Genomic DNA, 13459 nt, shown 5'->3' with positions numbered 1-13459 from the left:
CTAGCCCATCGGCGTGACGCGCATCAGGCGCGGGCCACGGCGGTTAGTGCTCAGGGTGGTGACAGTCGTGCGCCACTCTTTGATGCCGGCGCGCACCTCGGCCAGATCGGCGCGGCCGCGCTGGCGGTCGCCAAGGCGCGTGCTTTGCCCAAGCGTGAGGATGTCCGCCTCGGCTTGGATGTATAGGTCAAGCTGCGCTTGTGCCTGTGCGAGTGTGATACCTGCCATGCGCCCGCCGGGTGTGATGTGTCACACCGCAGGCTATAGATTGGCGTGTCTCATGTTCAGGCGAAGAGGTGACAGGGCGGTTATTGCCCGAAATCGCTCAGCAACCGATACACATGCGCCCGACTGACGCTAAACCGCCGCGCGGCCTCGCTGGCAGTGATTGCACCAGAGCGCACAAGCGACACGATATCGCGGTTTCTCGCCGCTGCGGCCTCTAGATTTGTGGCGGCAACATAGGGCCGGTCGCCGCCGTACTCTTGCCTGATCTGGTCTTCGAGTAGTGCGGCTTGGTCGTCGTCCATTCGGGTAACGAGCCTGGCAATCTGCACCAGTCGGGAAACAAAGTCTTGCTCTCTGTCTTTCATCTATCGCGCTCCATAGACCCGGCGTCCTCGGCGGCGGGTTGGAATTTGGGTGGCGGGCTGCTCTTGTGGCGCCTCTGTGGTTGGTGTTGCGTCCGGCGTGGTGTTTTGCGTCGCGGCCGTTAGGGCGCGCTCGAGGCGGTCCCAATCGGCGTTGGTGTATCGGTGCAGGCGCAGCTCGGGGTGGTGGGTGGCGGCGTAGGCGTAGGTGATGGTGTCGAGCGGCTCGTTGCGGGCGCCGCGGGGTTTGTCGAATCGGTTTTTGCTGGGGTTGTAGCGTTCGCTGACCAGGCCGGCGAAATACTCGGGCGGCAGGTCGTCGGAGAAATGGCATTGACGGTCGATTGTGTCTAGGTCGGCGTCTTTGCTGAGCAGGCTGTAGAAGTGGTGTTTGATGCCAACGGTGCCGACGTGATGGATGCGCAGGCCGCGCTTGTCGGTTTGGCCGCGCCAGGTGACGTCGACGAGCGTGCCTTTGCTGAGCACAGGGGCGTTGTTGTGCTTGGCGCCAAAGGTGGCGGTCGGGCGGCGCACTTTGCGTTGGCGCACCCAGTGGTAGACGTGCTCGGTGCGGTGGCCGCCGGCGTCGATGCAGGTGGCTTGCACGCTGAGCAGCGCGCCAGATTCGTGCTGTATGGGGCGGTTGAGCAGTTCGGTGAGGGCAATCCATACGTCGTCGCCGGCGGGGTCGCCGGGGAGTACGGCGTAGTCGAGCACCCAACGGCGCATGCCGCGGCCCCAACCAACAATTTGCACTTCGAGGCGGTCGTCTTGGGTATCCACCCCGGCGGTTAGCACGAGCACGCCGGCCGGCGCGGTGCGCAGGCGGTAGGGCTCGGCGCGATCGGCGATGAGGTTGTGCTTGACGGCGCGCAGGGCGGGGTCGTCGAAAGTTTCGGCGAGGCGATCGTTGATGAAGGTTTTGAGCTTGGCGGGGTCGCCCTGGGCGTCAAGCCACTTCTGTGCGAGTTCTGCCCAGCGCGGGCCGAGGCCGATCTGGTAGTAGAGGCAGTTGATGTGGTAGCCGCGCACGCGGGCGCCTGGGTTTTCTGGCACCCAGCGGCCTCGGCGGATCATGTCGGTTTTGTGGTGCTCGTCGATAAGGGCTCCGCAATCGTTGCAAACGTACCAGGCGGCGGCAACTTCGCCGGCGGTGTTCTTTCGCCAGTGCAGGCCGGACCACTGGAGGTGCTGCTCGTGGTCGCAGTGGGGGCAGGCAATGTGGTAGCGGCGGCGGTCGCTGGCGGCGTAGCGGGCGGCGATGCGGCTGTGGCCTTCGATGGTCGGGGTGCTGATGTACATGCGACGACTGGTGGCTGGGAACGCGCTGGTGCGTCCGTCGAGCAGGTCGCCGGGGTCGTCGCCGGTGGTGAGGTTTGCGGCGAACTCGTCTTCTTCGTCGACCAGCAAAGTGCGCACGCTGGTGGATTTTAGGCGCGACGGGCTGCCGGCATGCTCGAGGTAAAGTTGGCCGCCGGCGAAATCCTTGAATTCTCGCTGGTTCGCGCTGTCGCGGCTTTTGGTGCTGCTGAGCATGGCGCGCACGGCGGGGGATGTTTCGAGCATTGGGCCTAGCTTTTGATTGACCCACTTGTTCATGGACACTTCGCCGGGCAGGCAGACCATGATCGGGCCGCCGACTTCGCACATGGTGTAGCCAAGGGCGTTGGCCTCGACCTCTGTCTTGCCGAACTGGATCGGGAACATTAGCGCGGCCTCGCGCACCGGGCTGCGCGCGCTCATGCAGTCCATCGGCTCGCGCAGCGGGGGGTTTCGATCGGTTCGCCACCGCCCGGCCTCTGCGCTGCCCTTGGCCGATAGCACGCGGTGCTTGTCGGCCCACTCGGAAACAGTGAGCGGCTTGCGCGGCGCAATGGCGCGGGCGGCGGTGGCGTAGAGGGTGGTGGCGGGGGTGGTCATATCAGAACGGTAGGCCGAAGTTGATACCAAAACGCTCTACTCCGATTTGCTCTGCTTTTCTCGCCATGTCGGCGAGGCGCCGACCAGTCTTCGTTTGCGCGCCGGCATCTTGGGCCAAACAACGCAACAAGCCTATAGCCTGCTCGCACTCAGACTCGGTCCCTTTAAGCATGCAAGCCTTCATGTTTTCAACGCTTTCCGCGTAATCAGACGCCATCACAACCCCTCTCCTTTCAGTTTTTCGAACCGCCTGGCGCATTCAGCCAGCGCGGTTTCGATGTGATCTGCCATCGTGGTGCGGCAGGCTTGCTCGTCGGTCATGGCTGCCACCTGCGGGGCGAGCACGTCGGGCAGGGTTTCTAGCGCGCCGCGCAGGGTGACCATGGCATCGGCGACGGTGGCGTGCACGTCGGCCGATTCCATGAGTTGGCCGATGCGGGCGCGGTAGTCGGCTTCGGCGGTGAGGCTGGCGTAATGCTCTTTTTTGGCTCGGGCGGCGTGGTAGTCGGCGCGATCTTCCGGCGCGGCGCCCTGCCCGCCTTCGCCGCGCGCTGCGGCGTGGCGGTCGCGGACGCCTTGTTTTGATGGGTCGCGGGCGGCTTCGATGGCGGCGATGGATTCAGCCACGCACACAAGCTTGCCGTCGTCGGTGAGTTTGATGAGTCCGTCGCGGATCAGGTTGCTAACCTGGCCGGCCGATCGCCAGCCCATACGGGCGGCGAATTCTTTGCGGGTGCAGGTTTCGGTCATTTGTTTGCGATCCGGTCGAGTTCGATCTGGATGGCCGCCTTGAACTCGCCGGGGAATTCCTGCTCGACGGTGCGGCGGGCAACGCCGTAGAAGTCGAGGCGGGCTTTGTAGCGCGGCTGCTTTACGAACATGAACAGGGGGCGGATTGCGTCGCCGCCGAACAACTCGGCGCGTATCCAGATGCCGGGGTGCGGTAGCCGGCTGGTGAATTGCACGGCGCTGCCGTCTTTGCCTGCGCGGGATCGTGCAACGCGGTCGGCGCCGCCGCGATAGATGAGCAGTTGCCCGCGCACGCCGGCAAACCCGAATAGGCGTTTACCGAGTTTCTTCTCGATTTTTTTGCGCGACTTGTCGGTGGTGTTGGCGTCGAAGCCGACGCCTTTGTATGAGGCCGCACCAAAGTACGAGAGCACTTGCTGCACCATGCCGCGCGGAATGTTGCCGTAGGCGTCGAGCGGGCAGGCTGCGCCGGGCACAATGAAGCGGTCGGCAGGGAGTGCGCCGATGGCGCGCATCTTGTATTCGAACGGCGTGGTGCGGCGGGGGCCGCCGTGTATCTGCGGGTCTAGGTAGTCGTGCCGATCGGTCGGGATGCCCTGCACCCCCTTGAGCTCGATTGTGGCTGCGATCTCTTTTCTGCTTTTGACAACCTTGAATGAGTTGAGGGTGAATCGCGTGGGGCTTTTGAATACCCGCGACATTTCAGCCCGGATTGCTGCCGATCCTTTGTGGCCGGTTTTGAGAATGGCGCGCTGGGTGGCAATGCCGACGCTGCGCTGGGTTAGGTTGAGGTGTTTTGTGACGGCGGTGATGTCGGCGGTGACGCTGATGATTTCAGCCATGGCGGCGACCCCCTGTGAGTTTTGCGAATGCGTATTCGCAAAGCGCGAACAGGGCAACGCACGCGGGTATGTCGACATGTGCAGGCATGACGACGGTCGTAAGTTGCCACATGCCCGCCCACAAGCACCACCTCACAAGCCTGGCGCCGCCGATGAAGTGGGCGCCGATCCAGACCATGCAGACAAACCCCGCCAGGTGGGCTGCGGTGAGATTCAGTTCCATGATCATCGCCCCCCTGTTGCGCGCTTGGCGTCGGCGTACCAGCGCTTGAGCCCTTCGGCGACGCTGGCGTTGCTGACGACGGGGACGGCGCGGTATTGGGCGGTGGCGGCGCGCTCAGCTTTGGCGGTGGCGATGTCGGTGATGCGGGCACCGCGCAGACCGGGGATGAGGCCGCGGGCGTGGAAGGCTTTGGCGAGATCGTGGAACTCTGGGAGGTGCTGACGCACCGCGGCGTTGAACTGGCGGGCGTTGGTGGCGTCGCAGACCATGTTTAGCGGCTCGAAGGCGGGGGCTTTTTCTTCCATCACTTTTTTTCCATGAATGGGGTGTGTGAGAAAAGGCGCGCGCGAAGGCGAGCGCACGTGGGCGCACGGGGTAGCGCACGCCTGTTGCGCCTGCATGCCGCATAGCGCACGGGGCGCACGGGGCGCACGGGTAGGTTTCACGTACACGGGAGAGGTGTTTTTGTGGTGTGGATGCGTGTGTGTGTATACGTGTACGTGCGCGGGTAGCCCGTGCGGCCCGTGCGCCCCGTGCGCTATGCGGGGTTGCGGGCCGTTTGCCCGTGCGGTAGCCCGTGCGGTAGCCCGTGCGGTGGTCATGGCTGGCCCCCTGTTACGGCGACATTGAAGGCGAAATAGCTGTCGGTGAGCCACTGGGTTTGTGATTTGTTGAGCGGCTTGGCGTAGCCGTCTGGCCCTTTGGCGTTCCAGGGGGGTGTGCGCATGGCTTCGTCTGGCGGGATGACCATGCGCTGGCGCTTGGTGCCGCCGTCGTAGTGGCAGGTGGTGTAGCGGTCGCGGTGGCCTTTTTGCCAGCCTTGGAGCTTGTCGAGGTGCCCGCCGAACTGGTTTGACTCGCGCGGGACTTTGACGCCCTCGCGTCGGCACCATTGGAGGTAGGCGGCGTACAGGTCGGACGAGCCGCAGGGGCAGAACGGCAGGCCGTCGATGTCGCCAGATTGCCAGTCGGACAGGAAGCGATCGACGGATTCGCGGTTGATGTCGATGAGCTGCTGCTTTGAGCGCGTCATGGGTGGGCGCGTCCAGGGTTTGAAGTCGCCGAGCGGGATCTGCAACAGGTAGGAGTGCAGCGCGGCGATGCCGCCGGCGTTGATCTCGGCGTCGATCTCGTCGAAGTAGTCGCGGCTGAGCGCGGGCGGGGTCCAGATGACGAGGTGGCGGCGGTCGTCGTTTTCGAGCACGACGGGCTGTTTTTCGTTGGATAGAAAAACGAGGTTCATGTGGTTGCGCTCGCGGTGCGCGGCCACGTTTTTTGGATTGACCCGCACCCACTCGCCCGTGATGAACCCTTTGAGTTGGTTCTTGAGGTGGTACATGTCGGAGCGGGCGACGATCTCATCAGCGACGATGAACAGCTTGCGCTCGGTCCAGTCGGCGTTGAACTTGTCTTCGATGGCGCCCTGGTTGAGCACGAGCGAGTAGTCGCCGTAGATGCGGGCGTAGCTTTCAAAGAAGCGGCTTTTGCCGGTGCCTTGCGGGCCGTGCACGACGATGGCGCTGTGCAGCTTGGCGCCCGGGTGCTGGATGGGGTAGGCGAGCCAGCGCAGCACCCACTCATAGACCTCGGCGCCGTTTTGCTCGGCGCTGCACAGGTAGCCAAGCAGCTCGAGCAGGCGCTCGCAACTGCCTTCGGCTGGCTTGGTGGGCCAGCCGTCCCAGCGGTTGCAGAGAATGTTGGCGTCTTCGCCGGCGGGGTCGAATCCGATTTGGTCGATATAGACGGCCCGTGTGTTCCAGACGGGGTGATCTTTGACGTGATCCCACCGGATGCGCGGGGGCAGCATGGCGACCACCTTTGTGCGCTTAACGACGCACTTGGTCCAGGTGTCGAAAACAAAATCGCCGGTGTTGTCGTCGATGTGAATGAAGCGATCAACGATGTCATCCAGCCCGAGCATGGAGACGGCGCCGCGGCGGCCGGATGAATCCCCGCCCCCCTCGGTTTCGATTGCCCGCGGCGTGCGGGCCGGCGGCGCCCATCCGAACTGACGGAGCGCGGCTTCGACTTGGTCGCGTACCGCGGCGAGGCCGTCTGTTGCATGGAGGTCGTTGAAATCTGAAAGCTTGCCGCCGTTGTCGAAGAAGGCGGCGCGGCGGGCGTCGGGGTCGGCGAACTTGGGTTTGATCCACTGCACGCGATCGGCGCAGGCCATGGCGGCGGTGGCGGCGGAGGTGGTGCCGGCGTTACCCACCTTGTGCTCGTTGCCGCAACTCGGGCAGGTTGGCGAGTTGTCGGACAGGTCGATGGGGTGGTTGCAGCGCTTGCCGGCGGCGTCGCGGAATTGGCATCCGCCAAACTGGTCGTCATCCGCGCACACGATGAACTTGACGCTGCGGAAACGGTCGCGCAACTGCTCGACCACCGGGCCGATGTTGCCGGCGTCGAACGCCACCGCCACCGGCAGGCCGGTGGCTTCATGCAGGCTGGCGGCGGTGGCGTAGCCTTCGGCCACCAGGCACAGCCAGATCGGCAGGCCGATAAGGTGGTAGTGGCCGCGCTTGATGTGGCCCTTTGGCCAATATTCCTTGTCGCGTCCGATGCGCTGGATCCGATTGGCGTGCGACTTTCCGCCGAGGATGAACTGCAACCCCCAAACCTGGCCGGCGTTGTCCATCATCGGTACAGCCATTGCACCGGTCGGCGTGTAGCGAACGCCATGGCCAGCAACACCCTTGCGCGGCAGGTAGTCACATTCGCCGTGGTCTGAAAGCTTTGACCACATCGCCCGGGCGCGCTTGGATGCACGGGCAGCTTCCCCTGCCCGCTGCGCCTCGACCCGCTTCTGGTCGGCGCGCATCTGGTCGCGGATCGCCTTTTTCTGCTCTGGCGTCAGGTCGGGCAACTTCATGTCGACCTTGGTCGATCCGTTGTCCGTCCCGCGCCAAACGCCGAACGCACCGACGATTGCCTTGTCGCCCCGCTCGAGCGTGATCTCGCGCAGCAGATACCATCCCGGCTTGTCGCGCGAGCCTTCTATCTTGCAGCGATGGGTTTTTCCGTCCGCCTCAAACGCATCAACAAGTAGGCCGTGGCCGCGCAGCTGATTCAGCACGGAATCGTAATTGATCGCCATGCCTTCAGTAACTCCAGCCGCCACTAACTACACGTTTCGCGGGGTTCGAATTACCCTCGAGGGGGGTGTTGCGGGAGGACCCGCGACTGGATTCAGTCGGTGCATTGAAGGATTGAACTGAATCGCAGGCTACCGCGATGCCAAAGCCAAGGGGGGCGGGGTTAAACATGGTCGCGCTCCCAATCGTCGCGGCACTGCGCGTCGCACCAGCGCAGCCTGGAGGCCACGGGCTCACCACAGTTGTGGCAGGTGCCGCAGGCTTGCGGGCCTTCGGGTCGGCGCTGCTGTTGAGCGAGCAGCAGGTCGCGGGCGGCGCGGTCGTTGGCTTGGTCGATTACGTCAGCCATGGTCACGCCCCTCGGCCATCGCCTCAATGCGCAGGACACACTCCAATGTTGAAAGTCCGGTCCTTTGCGACAGACGATAAACAAGACGGACAAAGCGAGCGTCGTGGTTGTCACGGGCAATCAGCGCGGTCGACGCCATGATTGATAGGTCGAGTCTGCTGTACATCACTTCACCCCCGCGCTCTTCATCAGCGCGACGAGATCGGGCAGGCGCTTGGCCAGTTCGTGAAGCGCGGCCTGCTGGCGCATTGACTTGTCGGCCAGGTACTTCTCGGCCAGGTACTGAACGGGCCGGGTGTCGCCGGTGGCGTCCATATAGCGCTCGAGGTCATCGACCGAGAAGTGCCGCGTATCGTTGGGGTTCTCGGCCAGCTTGCGCGATAGCTCCGACTGACTGATGTCCATGTCGGACGCGATCGCCTTGAGCGGCTTGTCATTTGAATACACCGACGCCCGCACACAATCCATGGCCCGGTCGTACCGCTCGGCCAGCCCAGGCTCAAAATCAATAGACATCTGATTCATCAACGTTTCCCCTCGCTATCGGAAAGTGCCGGAAAAACAATTTCCGGCACTTTCCTGTTCTGTTTTGGCGAAAAAAAAGAAGCTGTCCCCATGGCAAAAAGAATGCCGGGCCAGCGAGGCCGGCCCGGCACAAAGCCGCCCACAAGGGCGACACGAGGAGACTGAAGAATGGTTGAACACGACAACATCACACGGCCTGCTTTGATGCCGCGTAGAGATCGTCGAGCGTCAGGCGCGGATCGGCCGCAATTAGTTTTACGGCCAGATCGGGGCTCGGGCGGCGGCTTGTCGTGGCGCACTGATACAGATATTTACGACTCGATTGAGTCGCATCTGCGAGGCGGCCAAGCGCCGCAATGCCTTCCGATTTATAGAGGTCTGACAGGTTCATGCGGCGATAGTAGCGAATCGCTACCATCTTTGCAACAAATCAGCGAGTCGCTAGTTCAAAGCGCGGTAGCTAGTCGCTACCCTTCGCGCTATGGACATTGACGCCATCCGCAGGGCCAACCTGCAAACGCTGCTCGAGGAGGCCGGCGGGTCTATTGACGCGCTCGCCGAGAAGGCTGACGCGAACCCAAAATATCTGAGCCAGATTCAGAGCGGCTGGATGGGCAAAAAGGACAAGAAGCCGCGCGCCGTCGGATCGGCAATGGCACGGCGACTTGAGAAGGCCTGCAACAAGCCGGCCGGCTGGATGGACTCACAGCACGGCTATAGCGCCCCACCAGCCAACGCGGCGGCGACACAGGCAAACGAGCCGGGGGCGGCATATCACACCAGAGCACCCGCGCTGGCTTGCGCCAAAGTGCTCCAAGAGGCTGTGATTGCGATGGCAAAACAGGCCGGCATCGACCCGATCACGCTGGCCACCAACACGGTCTCCGCGCAAAACAAGATCGCCGACGCACTGATCGCGCAGCAACAAGCCAACGCCAGCGGCGACTCTGGTGCGTTTTTCAGCATTGATGCCAAAAGCGTGACCGCGAGCACGAGCACAAAAAAAAATACCGGGGCATAATCCCCGGCTTCGTACTCACGGTTTAACGACACACCTGGTCGGCTCTTAAAGGGCCGGATCCCTCAAGCGGCCGACCGCACTGCAAATGCGGCCCGCTATTCCTCCAATATAGTCTTCCCAAGCTTGCCCGCCAGCAAATAGGCAAGCGCCCTGTTTTTTTCGCACACCCCCGCCAGCAACGCGTTGTGTGCGCCGTCGGCCATCACCACACCAACAGCAACCCCTATAACCTTCCCATCGTCTGCCATCCTCGCCAGATCTCGGAGCGCGTCGGCGGTGCGGCGCGAGTGCGTTTGCTGAAGGTTGTAGGGCGCTCGTCTGATAGTCATAGGCGGATCGGTAGATTGCGCCTATTACAAACGGCCAACACCAAGTGCCTTTATATCTTGCCAGAGCAGCATCAGCAAGATTGGCCGCACATCAAAAGCACGCCCTAACGAAAGACAGACCCGACCAACATCAGCACAGCGCCATACAGTACACCAATGATCAAGGCCGCCGGTATCGCAGCCAGCGCCCACTTGATCAAAAACACCACCATGCTGACAAACGGCATGCCAACGTCGACCACCGACACGGGGTGAACCCCCCTGCCGAACGGCCGACCGCAATGCGGGCACGCCACCGCCTTGTGGCTCACAAGCCCAGCGCAATCCACGCACTCCCAAAGATCAGCGCCTTTTAACGGCGGCTTTGGCGCCACCTGTTCGCCAGGCTCGGCGATCGCCGAGCGCGCCGCAATCGCCTTGGCATACACCACCCCACACGACGGGCACTCATAGTCTGGCGCCGAATCGCAGGGCTGGCGCACATACCCACACTTAACGCATTCCATTTTTATCCTCGCAAAAAAGGCTTGACGCGCCGGTAGCGAATTGCTACCTTTGAGTCCAGCGAATCGCTACAAGACCGAGGACACCACCATGGCACCCGCATCAACAATAACCGATTTCACGCCGTTGGCATTGGATTACAACGCCAGCGCCTACCCCGCGCTCGGCATCAGCGCCGACGCGGTGGCCAGCAGCCCGGTGTTGCGCGCCTCGCTGGCGCTGCGCCGCAAGGTGCAGGCCGCCCGCAACCAGCGCGAGGCGCGGCAGTGCGGCCGGGTGTGGGTTGAGCAAAACGGGGGTGCGGCATGAACGCCCCGCTATCACCGGCAACCCTGCGCCTGTTCCGCGCCCGTCTGGCCGCCCCGGTGGGCGTCGGCGGCACGCTCGTCACGGGCCCGACCGACATCCGCCCCGAATACGCCGACCCGTTCAGCGTGTCGATTGGCGTGGTTGCCGCCATTACCGGCGAGCTCGGCGCGCTCGATGCTCCCGACACCATGCCGGCAGGCAGCACCGAGGCGGCCTGGTCGCCGTATGGCGATCTGCCTTTCGCCTGCCGTCAAACCATTTCCATCCGCCCGAGGGCCTACCTATGAGCCTCACCTTGTTTTTGCTGCTGGCCGGCATCTACTCCGGCGCCTTGTGGATTCTCGCCCGCGTGGTCGGGTTCAACCGCCTGGGAGACGACGCCGAATGATGCGCGCACCTCACCCCGTCGAGCGGCGCATGAACTGGTCGATTCGCCAGCGCGTCGAGCGCATCGTCGGCCGGCTGCACATCGGCCACATCGCCCGACCGCAGGCCGAGCTTGAGCTGCGCATGCTCATGCTCAACGACGACACCGCGGCGCGCATCGTCAACCGCGCACCGGCCACCATCAACGTTTCGATCGACTGACCATGACACACACCGCCCTACCCCTGCCCATGCCGCTGCAACTCCAGCGCATGCGCGACTACATCGCCGCAGAGCAAGAGCGCGTCCAGCGCCAGGTGAGCGCCGTGGCGCGGCACGCGCTCAAGTCGCCCACCGCAAAACACCGCAAAAAGCACGACGACATCGTTGTTCAAGCCATCCGAGGTGGCGCCGAAACACAGCGGCGGATCATCAACGCCGTCGACCTCACCCCGGGGGAAGTGCGCCACGCCGTGCTGCGCCTCGTCAAACACGATCGCATCCGCGCCATCCGCCAAGACAACATCGGCGGCACCCGATCAAACATCTACCGCGTCACGGAGTAAGCCATGAGCCTCGCAAAACTGAAACTCATCTTTTTGAATCGCCGCCTGAAAGCCGCCGAGCGCGACCGGCACACCGTTGCCCTGCGCGCCGCAGAAGAACTGCACCAGCGCGACGGCTACATCCACCGCCTGCGCCGCAAGCTTGCCAGCGCCGAGGCCAGCCAGAACACCGCCAGCAGCGCCGCCATTGTCAGCCGTATCGAGCGCAACGCCAAAGGCATCGCCCCGCACCAATAACGCCCCCGAACATCCCGCGCCGCGCGGGCGGGTCAGGGGTAAGTGGCCCGGGAAACCCCCGCCGAGCTGCTGGCGGACGCGGCACCAAGCAGACAACAGGCACCGCCCTGCGCTGCGAGGCGTAAGGCCTTAAGGGTGGGTTTTGAACGCTGGCAGTAACGGGCCGAGCGCGTAGCGCGAAGGTCCGCGTTGACTGAATTGTTGGGCGGCTGACGCCCGGAAAGGAAAAGAAATGAGCGAACCAAAATTTATTGTGCTCGACAAGACCGAAACCGTTTTTGAAAGCTGGGCGAAAGATGCCGTCACTTTCGGGTTCTTGCTTTTGTGCATTTATGTGAGCCGCGATAGCGCATGGTGGACTTTTGCAACCGGCTGCCTGGCGCTGCTTTTTATTGCCGGCAAACTTCAGCTGGCCAGCAAGCGGACAAAGAAGTGCAATGGCAAAGACGAGCTACGGGCATGGGTTGATTCGCTGGAATGAAGCCGCCCAACTCTAATTAACAAACACTTTTTGTCGGATAACGTCCCTATGATCACCGCAACGCCACCCCCCGAACTGCAACACGCCACGCTAACCGCCACCGCCCACGGCGGCCTCACCGCCACCACCCGCGACGGAAAACCGGCTGCGCTCGCAGTCATCGACAGCGACGGCAACATCATCGAAACCGGCCCACAAATCGGCCTCGCCATCTGGCTGCTCACCGCCAAGGCGTACGGCAATTTCATGGCTGGCAAGGGATACATCAAAGAGCACGCCGGACCGATCGATAAGGCGCGGGCGGCGTGACGCCAGCAATGAGCGGACCGCTTCAGCGGATCCGCTCGATTAAAGAGTTAGAACGGGAACGCATGAAACGGAGCGGAATTGTGGAGCATGTGGTGCTGATGCCTATGCGGATACACACCCAATGGGAGGATGGCAAGCTGGTTGCCATGATGCCAGGGTGGCAACTACCACCAGGGCGGTTTTTAGTAGAGGGCGACAACATGGAAGATGCGCTAAACAAATTGGAAAGCATGATGCGCCAGTATTGGGGAGCGCCTTACGCTGGCATAAGAGGTGCCAGCACTGAATTTGAATTAAACCGCGACCTATCCGGCATCCTTTTGATGCCCTGGTTATGCTCCGAGGTGACTTATGGAATGGATTGGATTTATAACAGCAGCAATTGTTCTTTCAATCATCTCGCTGTCATGGGCGGGCGCTGTTTTCATGTGGATGGGTGAATACAACATCGGTGGCGTCCATAATACGTGGAAACATCGGGTAGCAGTGCTGGCTGCCGGTGGTGTCTTGATGTGGCTATGGGCGACCCTGTACGAATACGCTCCTTTCTCTGCGGTGGTGAAAGGTGCATAACGATTAGGTATGCGGCCCGCGAGGCTGGAACACTGGAGACATTGGAGATGAACGAAACCACGAAACAACAAGAGGCGAAAACTGTAAGCGGGTCGCGCCATGACCGGCTTGTTATTCTTCATGAACTTGGGCTTACCAATGAAGCATTTGATGGGTATGACAAGCATGATCAGGTGTGGATGATCAAAACCAGCAAACATCCCCCAACCGCATATCAATTATCTATCGCGTTTGGAAAGTACGCCAGTGGAACAAGACCTGGTGATGATATGTGGTGTGAATATGATAAAGATGCGCTGGATTATTGTCTACTTACGTATGATGAACGGCTGAATTCAGGCGCGGCGAAGCCGTCGCGCTGCAATGTGGAGTTAGAAGTGCACATCACTAAGAAACCAACGCGGCGCGATTTGCTGTGTGTAATAACGGAACTTCAGGCGCTGATCGGAGAAGCTAGGGCGACGCACGGG

General features: G+C 62.3%; 24 protein-coding genes. 10 read left to right on the top strand and 14 right to left on the bottom strand.

What is annotated here, in order from left to right; all coding sequences use genetic code 11:
• From FHP91_RS13675 to FHP91_RS13620, 12 genes are all read right to left on the bottom strand, one after another.
• Window positions 1-228: a DUF6148 family protein gene (locus tag FHP91_RS13675; protein ID WP_144310132.1), complete on the bottom strand. Its 228-nt coding sequence runs from the start codon at window positions 226-228 to the stop codon at window positions 1-3.
• An 80-nt stretch (window positions 229-308) separates the two neighbouring features.
• Window positions 309-593, bottom strand: coding sequence for a hypothetical protein (locus FHP91_RS13670; protein WP_144310131.1), 285 nt, complete (start codon window positions 591-593; stop codon window positions 309-311).
• Window positions 594-2510: a phage terminase large subunit family protein gene (locus FHP91_RS13665; RefSeq protein WP_144310130.1), complete on the bottom strand. Its 1917-nt coding sequence runs from the start codon at window positions 2508-2510 to the stop codon at window positions 594-596. It lies immediately after the preceding gene.
• A gap of 1 nt (window position 2511) precedes the next feature.
• Window positions 2512-2727: a hypothetical protein gene (locus FHP91_RS13660; protein WP_144310129.1), complete on the bottom strand. Its 216-nt coding sequence runs from the start codon at window positions 2725-2727 to the stop codon at window positions 2512-2514.
• On the bottom strand, window positions 2727-3260 hold the full coding sequence (locus FHP91_RS13655) for a hypothetical protein (protein WP_144310128.1): 534 nt from the start codon (window positions 3258-3260) through the stop codon (window positions 2727-2729). The genes FHP91_RS13660 and FHP91_RS13655 overlap by 1 nt, the downstream gene beginning before the upstream one ends.
• The gene (locus tag FHP91_RS13650) at window positions 3257-4102 is read right to left on the bottom strand and encodes a hypothetical protein (protein ID WP_144310127.1); all 846 of its coding nucleotides are present in this window, start codon (window positions 4100-4102) and stop codon (window positions 3257-3259) included. Before FHP91_RS13650 ends, FHP91_RS13655 begins: the two co-directional genes overlap by 4 nt.
• A complete protein-coding gene (locus FHP91_RS13645) occupies window positions 4095-4325 on the bottom strand; it encodes a hypothetical protein (protein WP_144310126.1) in 231 nt (76 codons plus the stop codon). Before FHP91_RS13645 ends, FHP91_RS13650 begins: the two co-directional genes overlap by 8 nt.
• 2 nt (window positions 4326-4327) lie before the next feature.
• Entirely contained in the window at window positions 4328-4630 is a 303-nt protein-coding gene (locus tag FHP91_RS13640) for a hypothetical protein (protein WP_144310125.1), read from the bottom strand.
• Between the two features lie 293 nt (window positions 4631-4923).
• Complete coding sequence (locus tag FHP91_RS13635) at window positions 4924-7422, bottom strand: DUF5906 domain-containing protein (protein WP_144310124.1); 2499 nt, start codon at window positions 7420-7422, stop codon at window positions 4924-4926.
• A gap of 161 nt (window positions 7423-7583) precedes the next feature.
• Window positions 7584-7769, bottom strand: coding sequence for a hypothetical protein (locus FHP91_RS13630; RefSeq protein WP_144310123.1), 186 nt, complete (start codon window positions 7767-7769; stop codon window positions 7584-7586).
• A 165-nt stretch (window positions 7770-7934) separates the two neighbouring features.
• Window positions 7935-8294 carry a phage regulatory CII family protein gene (locus FHP91_RS13625; protein WP_144310122.1) on the bottom strand — a complete coding sequence of 120 codons (360 nt, stop codon included), beginning with the start codon at window positions 8292-8294 and terminating at the stop codon, window positions 7935-7937.
• 187 nt (window positions 8295-8481) lie between these two features.
• Window positions 8482-8712, bottom strand: a complete 231-nt coding sequence (locus tag FHP91_RS13620; RefSeq protein WP_144310121.1) for a hypothetical protein — start codon at window positions 8710-8712, stop codon at window positions 8482-8484.
• A 63-nt stretch (window positions 8713-8775) separates the two neighbouring features.
• Here FHP91_RS13620 and FHP91_RS13615 point away from each other — a divergent pair, with 63 nt between their 5' ends.
• Window positions 8776-9315, top strand: a complete 540-nt coding sequence (locus FHP91_RS13615; protein ID WP_144310120.1) for a hypothetical protein — start codon at window positions 8776-8778, stop codon at window positions 9313-9315.
• 95 nt (window positions 9316-9410) lie between these two features.
• Here FHP91_RS13615 and FHP91_RS21165 read toward each other — a convergent pair whose 3' ends face one another.
• On the bottom strand, window positions 9411-9644 hold the full coding sequence (locus tag FHP91_RS21165) for a hypothetical protein (RefSeq protein WP_186301558.1): 234 nt from the start codon (window positions 9642-9644) through the stop codon (window positions 9411-9413).
• 104 nt (window positions 9645-9748) lie between these two features.
• Complete coding sequence (locus FHP91_RS13610) at window positions 9749-10072, bottom strand: hypothetical protein (RefSeq protein WP_144310119.1); 324 nt, start codon at window positions 10070-10072, stop codon at window positions 9749-9751.
• Window positions 10073-10238: 166 nt separating this feature from the next.
• On the opposite strand from FHP91_RS13610, the gene FHP91_RS13605 reads away from it, so the two are divergent.
• The 9 genes from FHP91_RS13605 to FHP91_RS13565 all read left to right on the top strand — a co-directional run.
• Window positions 10239-10457, top strand: a complete 219-nt coding sequence (locus FHP91_RS13605) for a hypothetical protein (RefSeq protein ID WP_144310118.1) — start codon at window positions 10239-10241, stop codon at window positions 10455-10457.
• Window positions 10454-10744, top strand: coding sequence for a hypothetical protein (locus FHP91_RS13600; RefSeq protein ID WP_144310117.1), 291 nt, complete (start codon window positions 10454-10456; stop codon window positions 10742-10744). Before FHP91_RS13605 ends, FHP91_RS13600 begins: the two co-directional genes overlap by 4 nt.
• A gap of 97 nt (window positions 10745-10841) precedes the next feature.
• On the top strand, window positions 10842-11045 hold the full coding sequence (locus FHP91_RS13595; RefSeq protein WP_144310116.1) for a hypothetical protein: 204 nt from the start codon (window positions 10842-10844) through the stop codon (window positions 11043-11045).
• A 2-nt stretch (window positions 11046-11047) separates the two neighbouring features.
• Window positions 11048-11389 (top strand): hypothetical protein, encoded by a 342-nt coding sequence (locus FHP91_RS13590; protein WP_144310115.1) that lies wholly within the window; start codon window positions 11048-11050, stop codon window positions 11387-11389.
• A 3-nt stretch (window positions 11390-11392) separates the two neighbouring features.
• The gene (locus FHP91_RS13585) at window positions 11393-11626 is read left to right on the top strand and encodes a hypothetical protein (RefSeq protein ID WP_144310114.1); all 234 of its coding nucleotides are present in this window, start codon (window positions 11393-11395) and stop codon (window positions 11624-11626) included.
• 232 nt (window positions 11627-11858) lie between these two features.
• A complete protein-coding gene (locus FHP91_RS13580; RefSeq protein ID WP_144310113.1) occupies window positions 11859-12107 on the top strand; it encodes a hypothetical protein in 249 nt (82 codons plus the stop codon).
• 48 nt (window positions 12108-12155) lie between these two features.
• A complete protein-coding gene (locus FHP91_RS13575; protein ID WP_144310112.1) occupies window positions 12156-12416 on the top strand; it encodes a hypothetical protein in 261 nt (86 codons plus the stop codon).
• A gap of 8 nt (window positions 12417-12424) precedes the next feature.
• Window positions 12425-12856, top strand: a complete 432-nt coding sequence (locus FHP91_RS13570) for a hypothetical protein (RefSeq protein ID WP_144310111.1) — start codon at window positions 12425-12427, stop codon at window positions 12854-12856.
• A 180-nt stretch (window positions 12857-13036) separates the two neighbouring features.
• Window positions 13037-13459: hypothetical protein (locus FHP91_RS13565; protein ID WP_144310110.1), on the top strand; the 423-nt coding region annotated here is incomplete at its 3' end.

Origin of the sequence: Denitromonas halophila, from assembly GCF_007625155.1 — a bacterium.
Lineage (GTDB): Bacteria > Pseudomonadota > Gammaproteobacteria > Burkholderiales > Rhodocyclaceae > Nitrogeniibacter > Nitrogeniibacter halophilus.
Note: the sequence above shows the minus strand (reverse complement) of the source record. Positions and strands in the feature narration are given on the sequence as shown.

Coding starts and splice junctions, on each gene's coding strand:
- FHP91_RS13675 (WP_144310132.1), bottom strand. CDS start 228: ATGGCAGGTATCACACTCGCACAGGCACAAGCGCAGCTTGACCTATAC.
- FHP91_RS13670 (WP_144310131.1), bottom strand. CDS start 593: ATGAAAGACAGAGAGCAAGACTTTGTTTCCCGACTGGTGCAGATTGCC.
- FHP91_RS13665 (WP_144310130.1), bottom strand. CDS start 2,510: ATGACCACCCCCGCCACCACCCTCTACGCCACCGCCGCCCGCGCCATT.
- FHP91_RS13660 (WP_144310129.1), bottom strand. CDS start 2,727: ATGGCGTCTGATTACGCGGAAAGCGTTGAAAACATGAAGGCTTGCATG.
- FHP91_RS13655 (WP_144310128.1), bottom strand. CDS start 3,260: ATGACCGAAACCTGCACCCGCAAAGAATTCGCCGCCCGTATGGGCTGG.
- FHP91_RS13650 (WP_144310127.1), bottom strand. CDS start 4,102: ATGGCTGAAATCATCAGCGTCACCGCCGACATCACCGCCGTCACAAAA.
- FHP91_RS13645 (WP_144310126.1), bottom strand. CDS start 4,325: ATGGAACTGAATCTCACCGCAGCCCACCTGGCGGGGTTTGTCTGCATG.
- FHP91_RS13640 (WP_144310125.1), bottom strand. CDS start 4,630: ATGGAAGAAAAAGCCCCCGCCTTCGAGCCGCTAAACATGGTCTGCGAC.
- FHP91_RS13635 (WP_144310124.1), bottom strand. CDS start 7,422: ATGGCGATCAATTACGATTCCGTGCTGAATCAGCTGCGCGGCCACGGC.
- FHP91_RS13630 (WP_144310123.1), bottom strand. CDS start 7,769: ATGGCTGACGTAATCGACCAAGCCAACGACCGCGCCGCCCGCGACCTG.
- FHP91_RS13625 (WP_144310122.1), bottom strand. CDS start 8,294: ATGAATCAGATGTCTATTGATTTTGAGCCTGGGCTGGCCGAGCGGTAC.
- FHP91_RS13620 (WP_144310121.1), bottom strand. CDS start 8,712: ATGGTAGCGATTCGCTACTATCGCCGCATGAACCTGTCAGACCTCTAT.
- FHP91_RS13615 (WP_144310120.1), top strand. CDS start 8,776: ATGGACATTGACGCCATCCGCAGGGCCAACCTGCAAACGCTGCTCGAG.
- FHP91_RS21165 (WP_186301558.1), bottom strand. CDS start 9,644: ATGACTATCAGACGAGCGCCCTACAACCTTCAGCAAACGCACTCGCGC.
- FHP91_RS13605 (WP_144310118.1), top strand. CDS start 10,239: ATGGCACCCGCATCAACAATAACCGATTTCACGCCGTTGGCATTGGAT.
- FHP91_RS13600 (WP_144310117.1), top strand. CDS start 10,454: ATGAACGCCCCGCTATCACCGGCAACCCTGCGCCTGTTCCGCGCCCGT.
- FHP91_RS13595 (WP_144310116.1), top strand. CDS start 10,842: ATGATGCGCGCACCTCACCCCGTCGAGCGGCGCATGAACTGGTCGATT.
- FHP91_RS13590 (WP_144310115.1), top strand. CDS start 11,048: ATGACACACACCGCCCTACCCCTGCCCATGCCGCTGCAACTCCAGCGC.
- FHP91_RS13585 (WP_144310114.1), top strand. CDS start 11,393: ATGAGCCTCGCAAAACTGAAACTCATCTTTTTGAATCGCCGCCTGAAA.
- FHP91_RS13580 (WP_144310113.1), top strand. CDS start 11,859: ATGAGCGAACCAAAATTTATTGTGCTCGACAAGACCGAAACCGTTTTT.
- FHP91_RS13575 (WP_144310112.1), top strand. CDS start 12,156: ATGATCACCGCAACGCCACCCCCCGAACTGCAACACGCCACGCTAACC.
- FHP91_RS13570 (WP_144310111.1), top strand. CDS start 12,425: ATGAGCGGACCGCTTCAGCGGATCCGCTCGATTAAAGAGTTAGAACGG.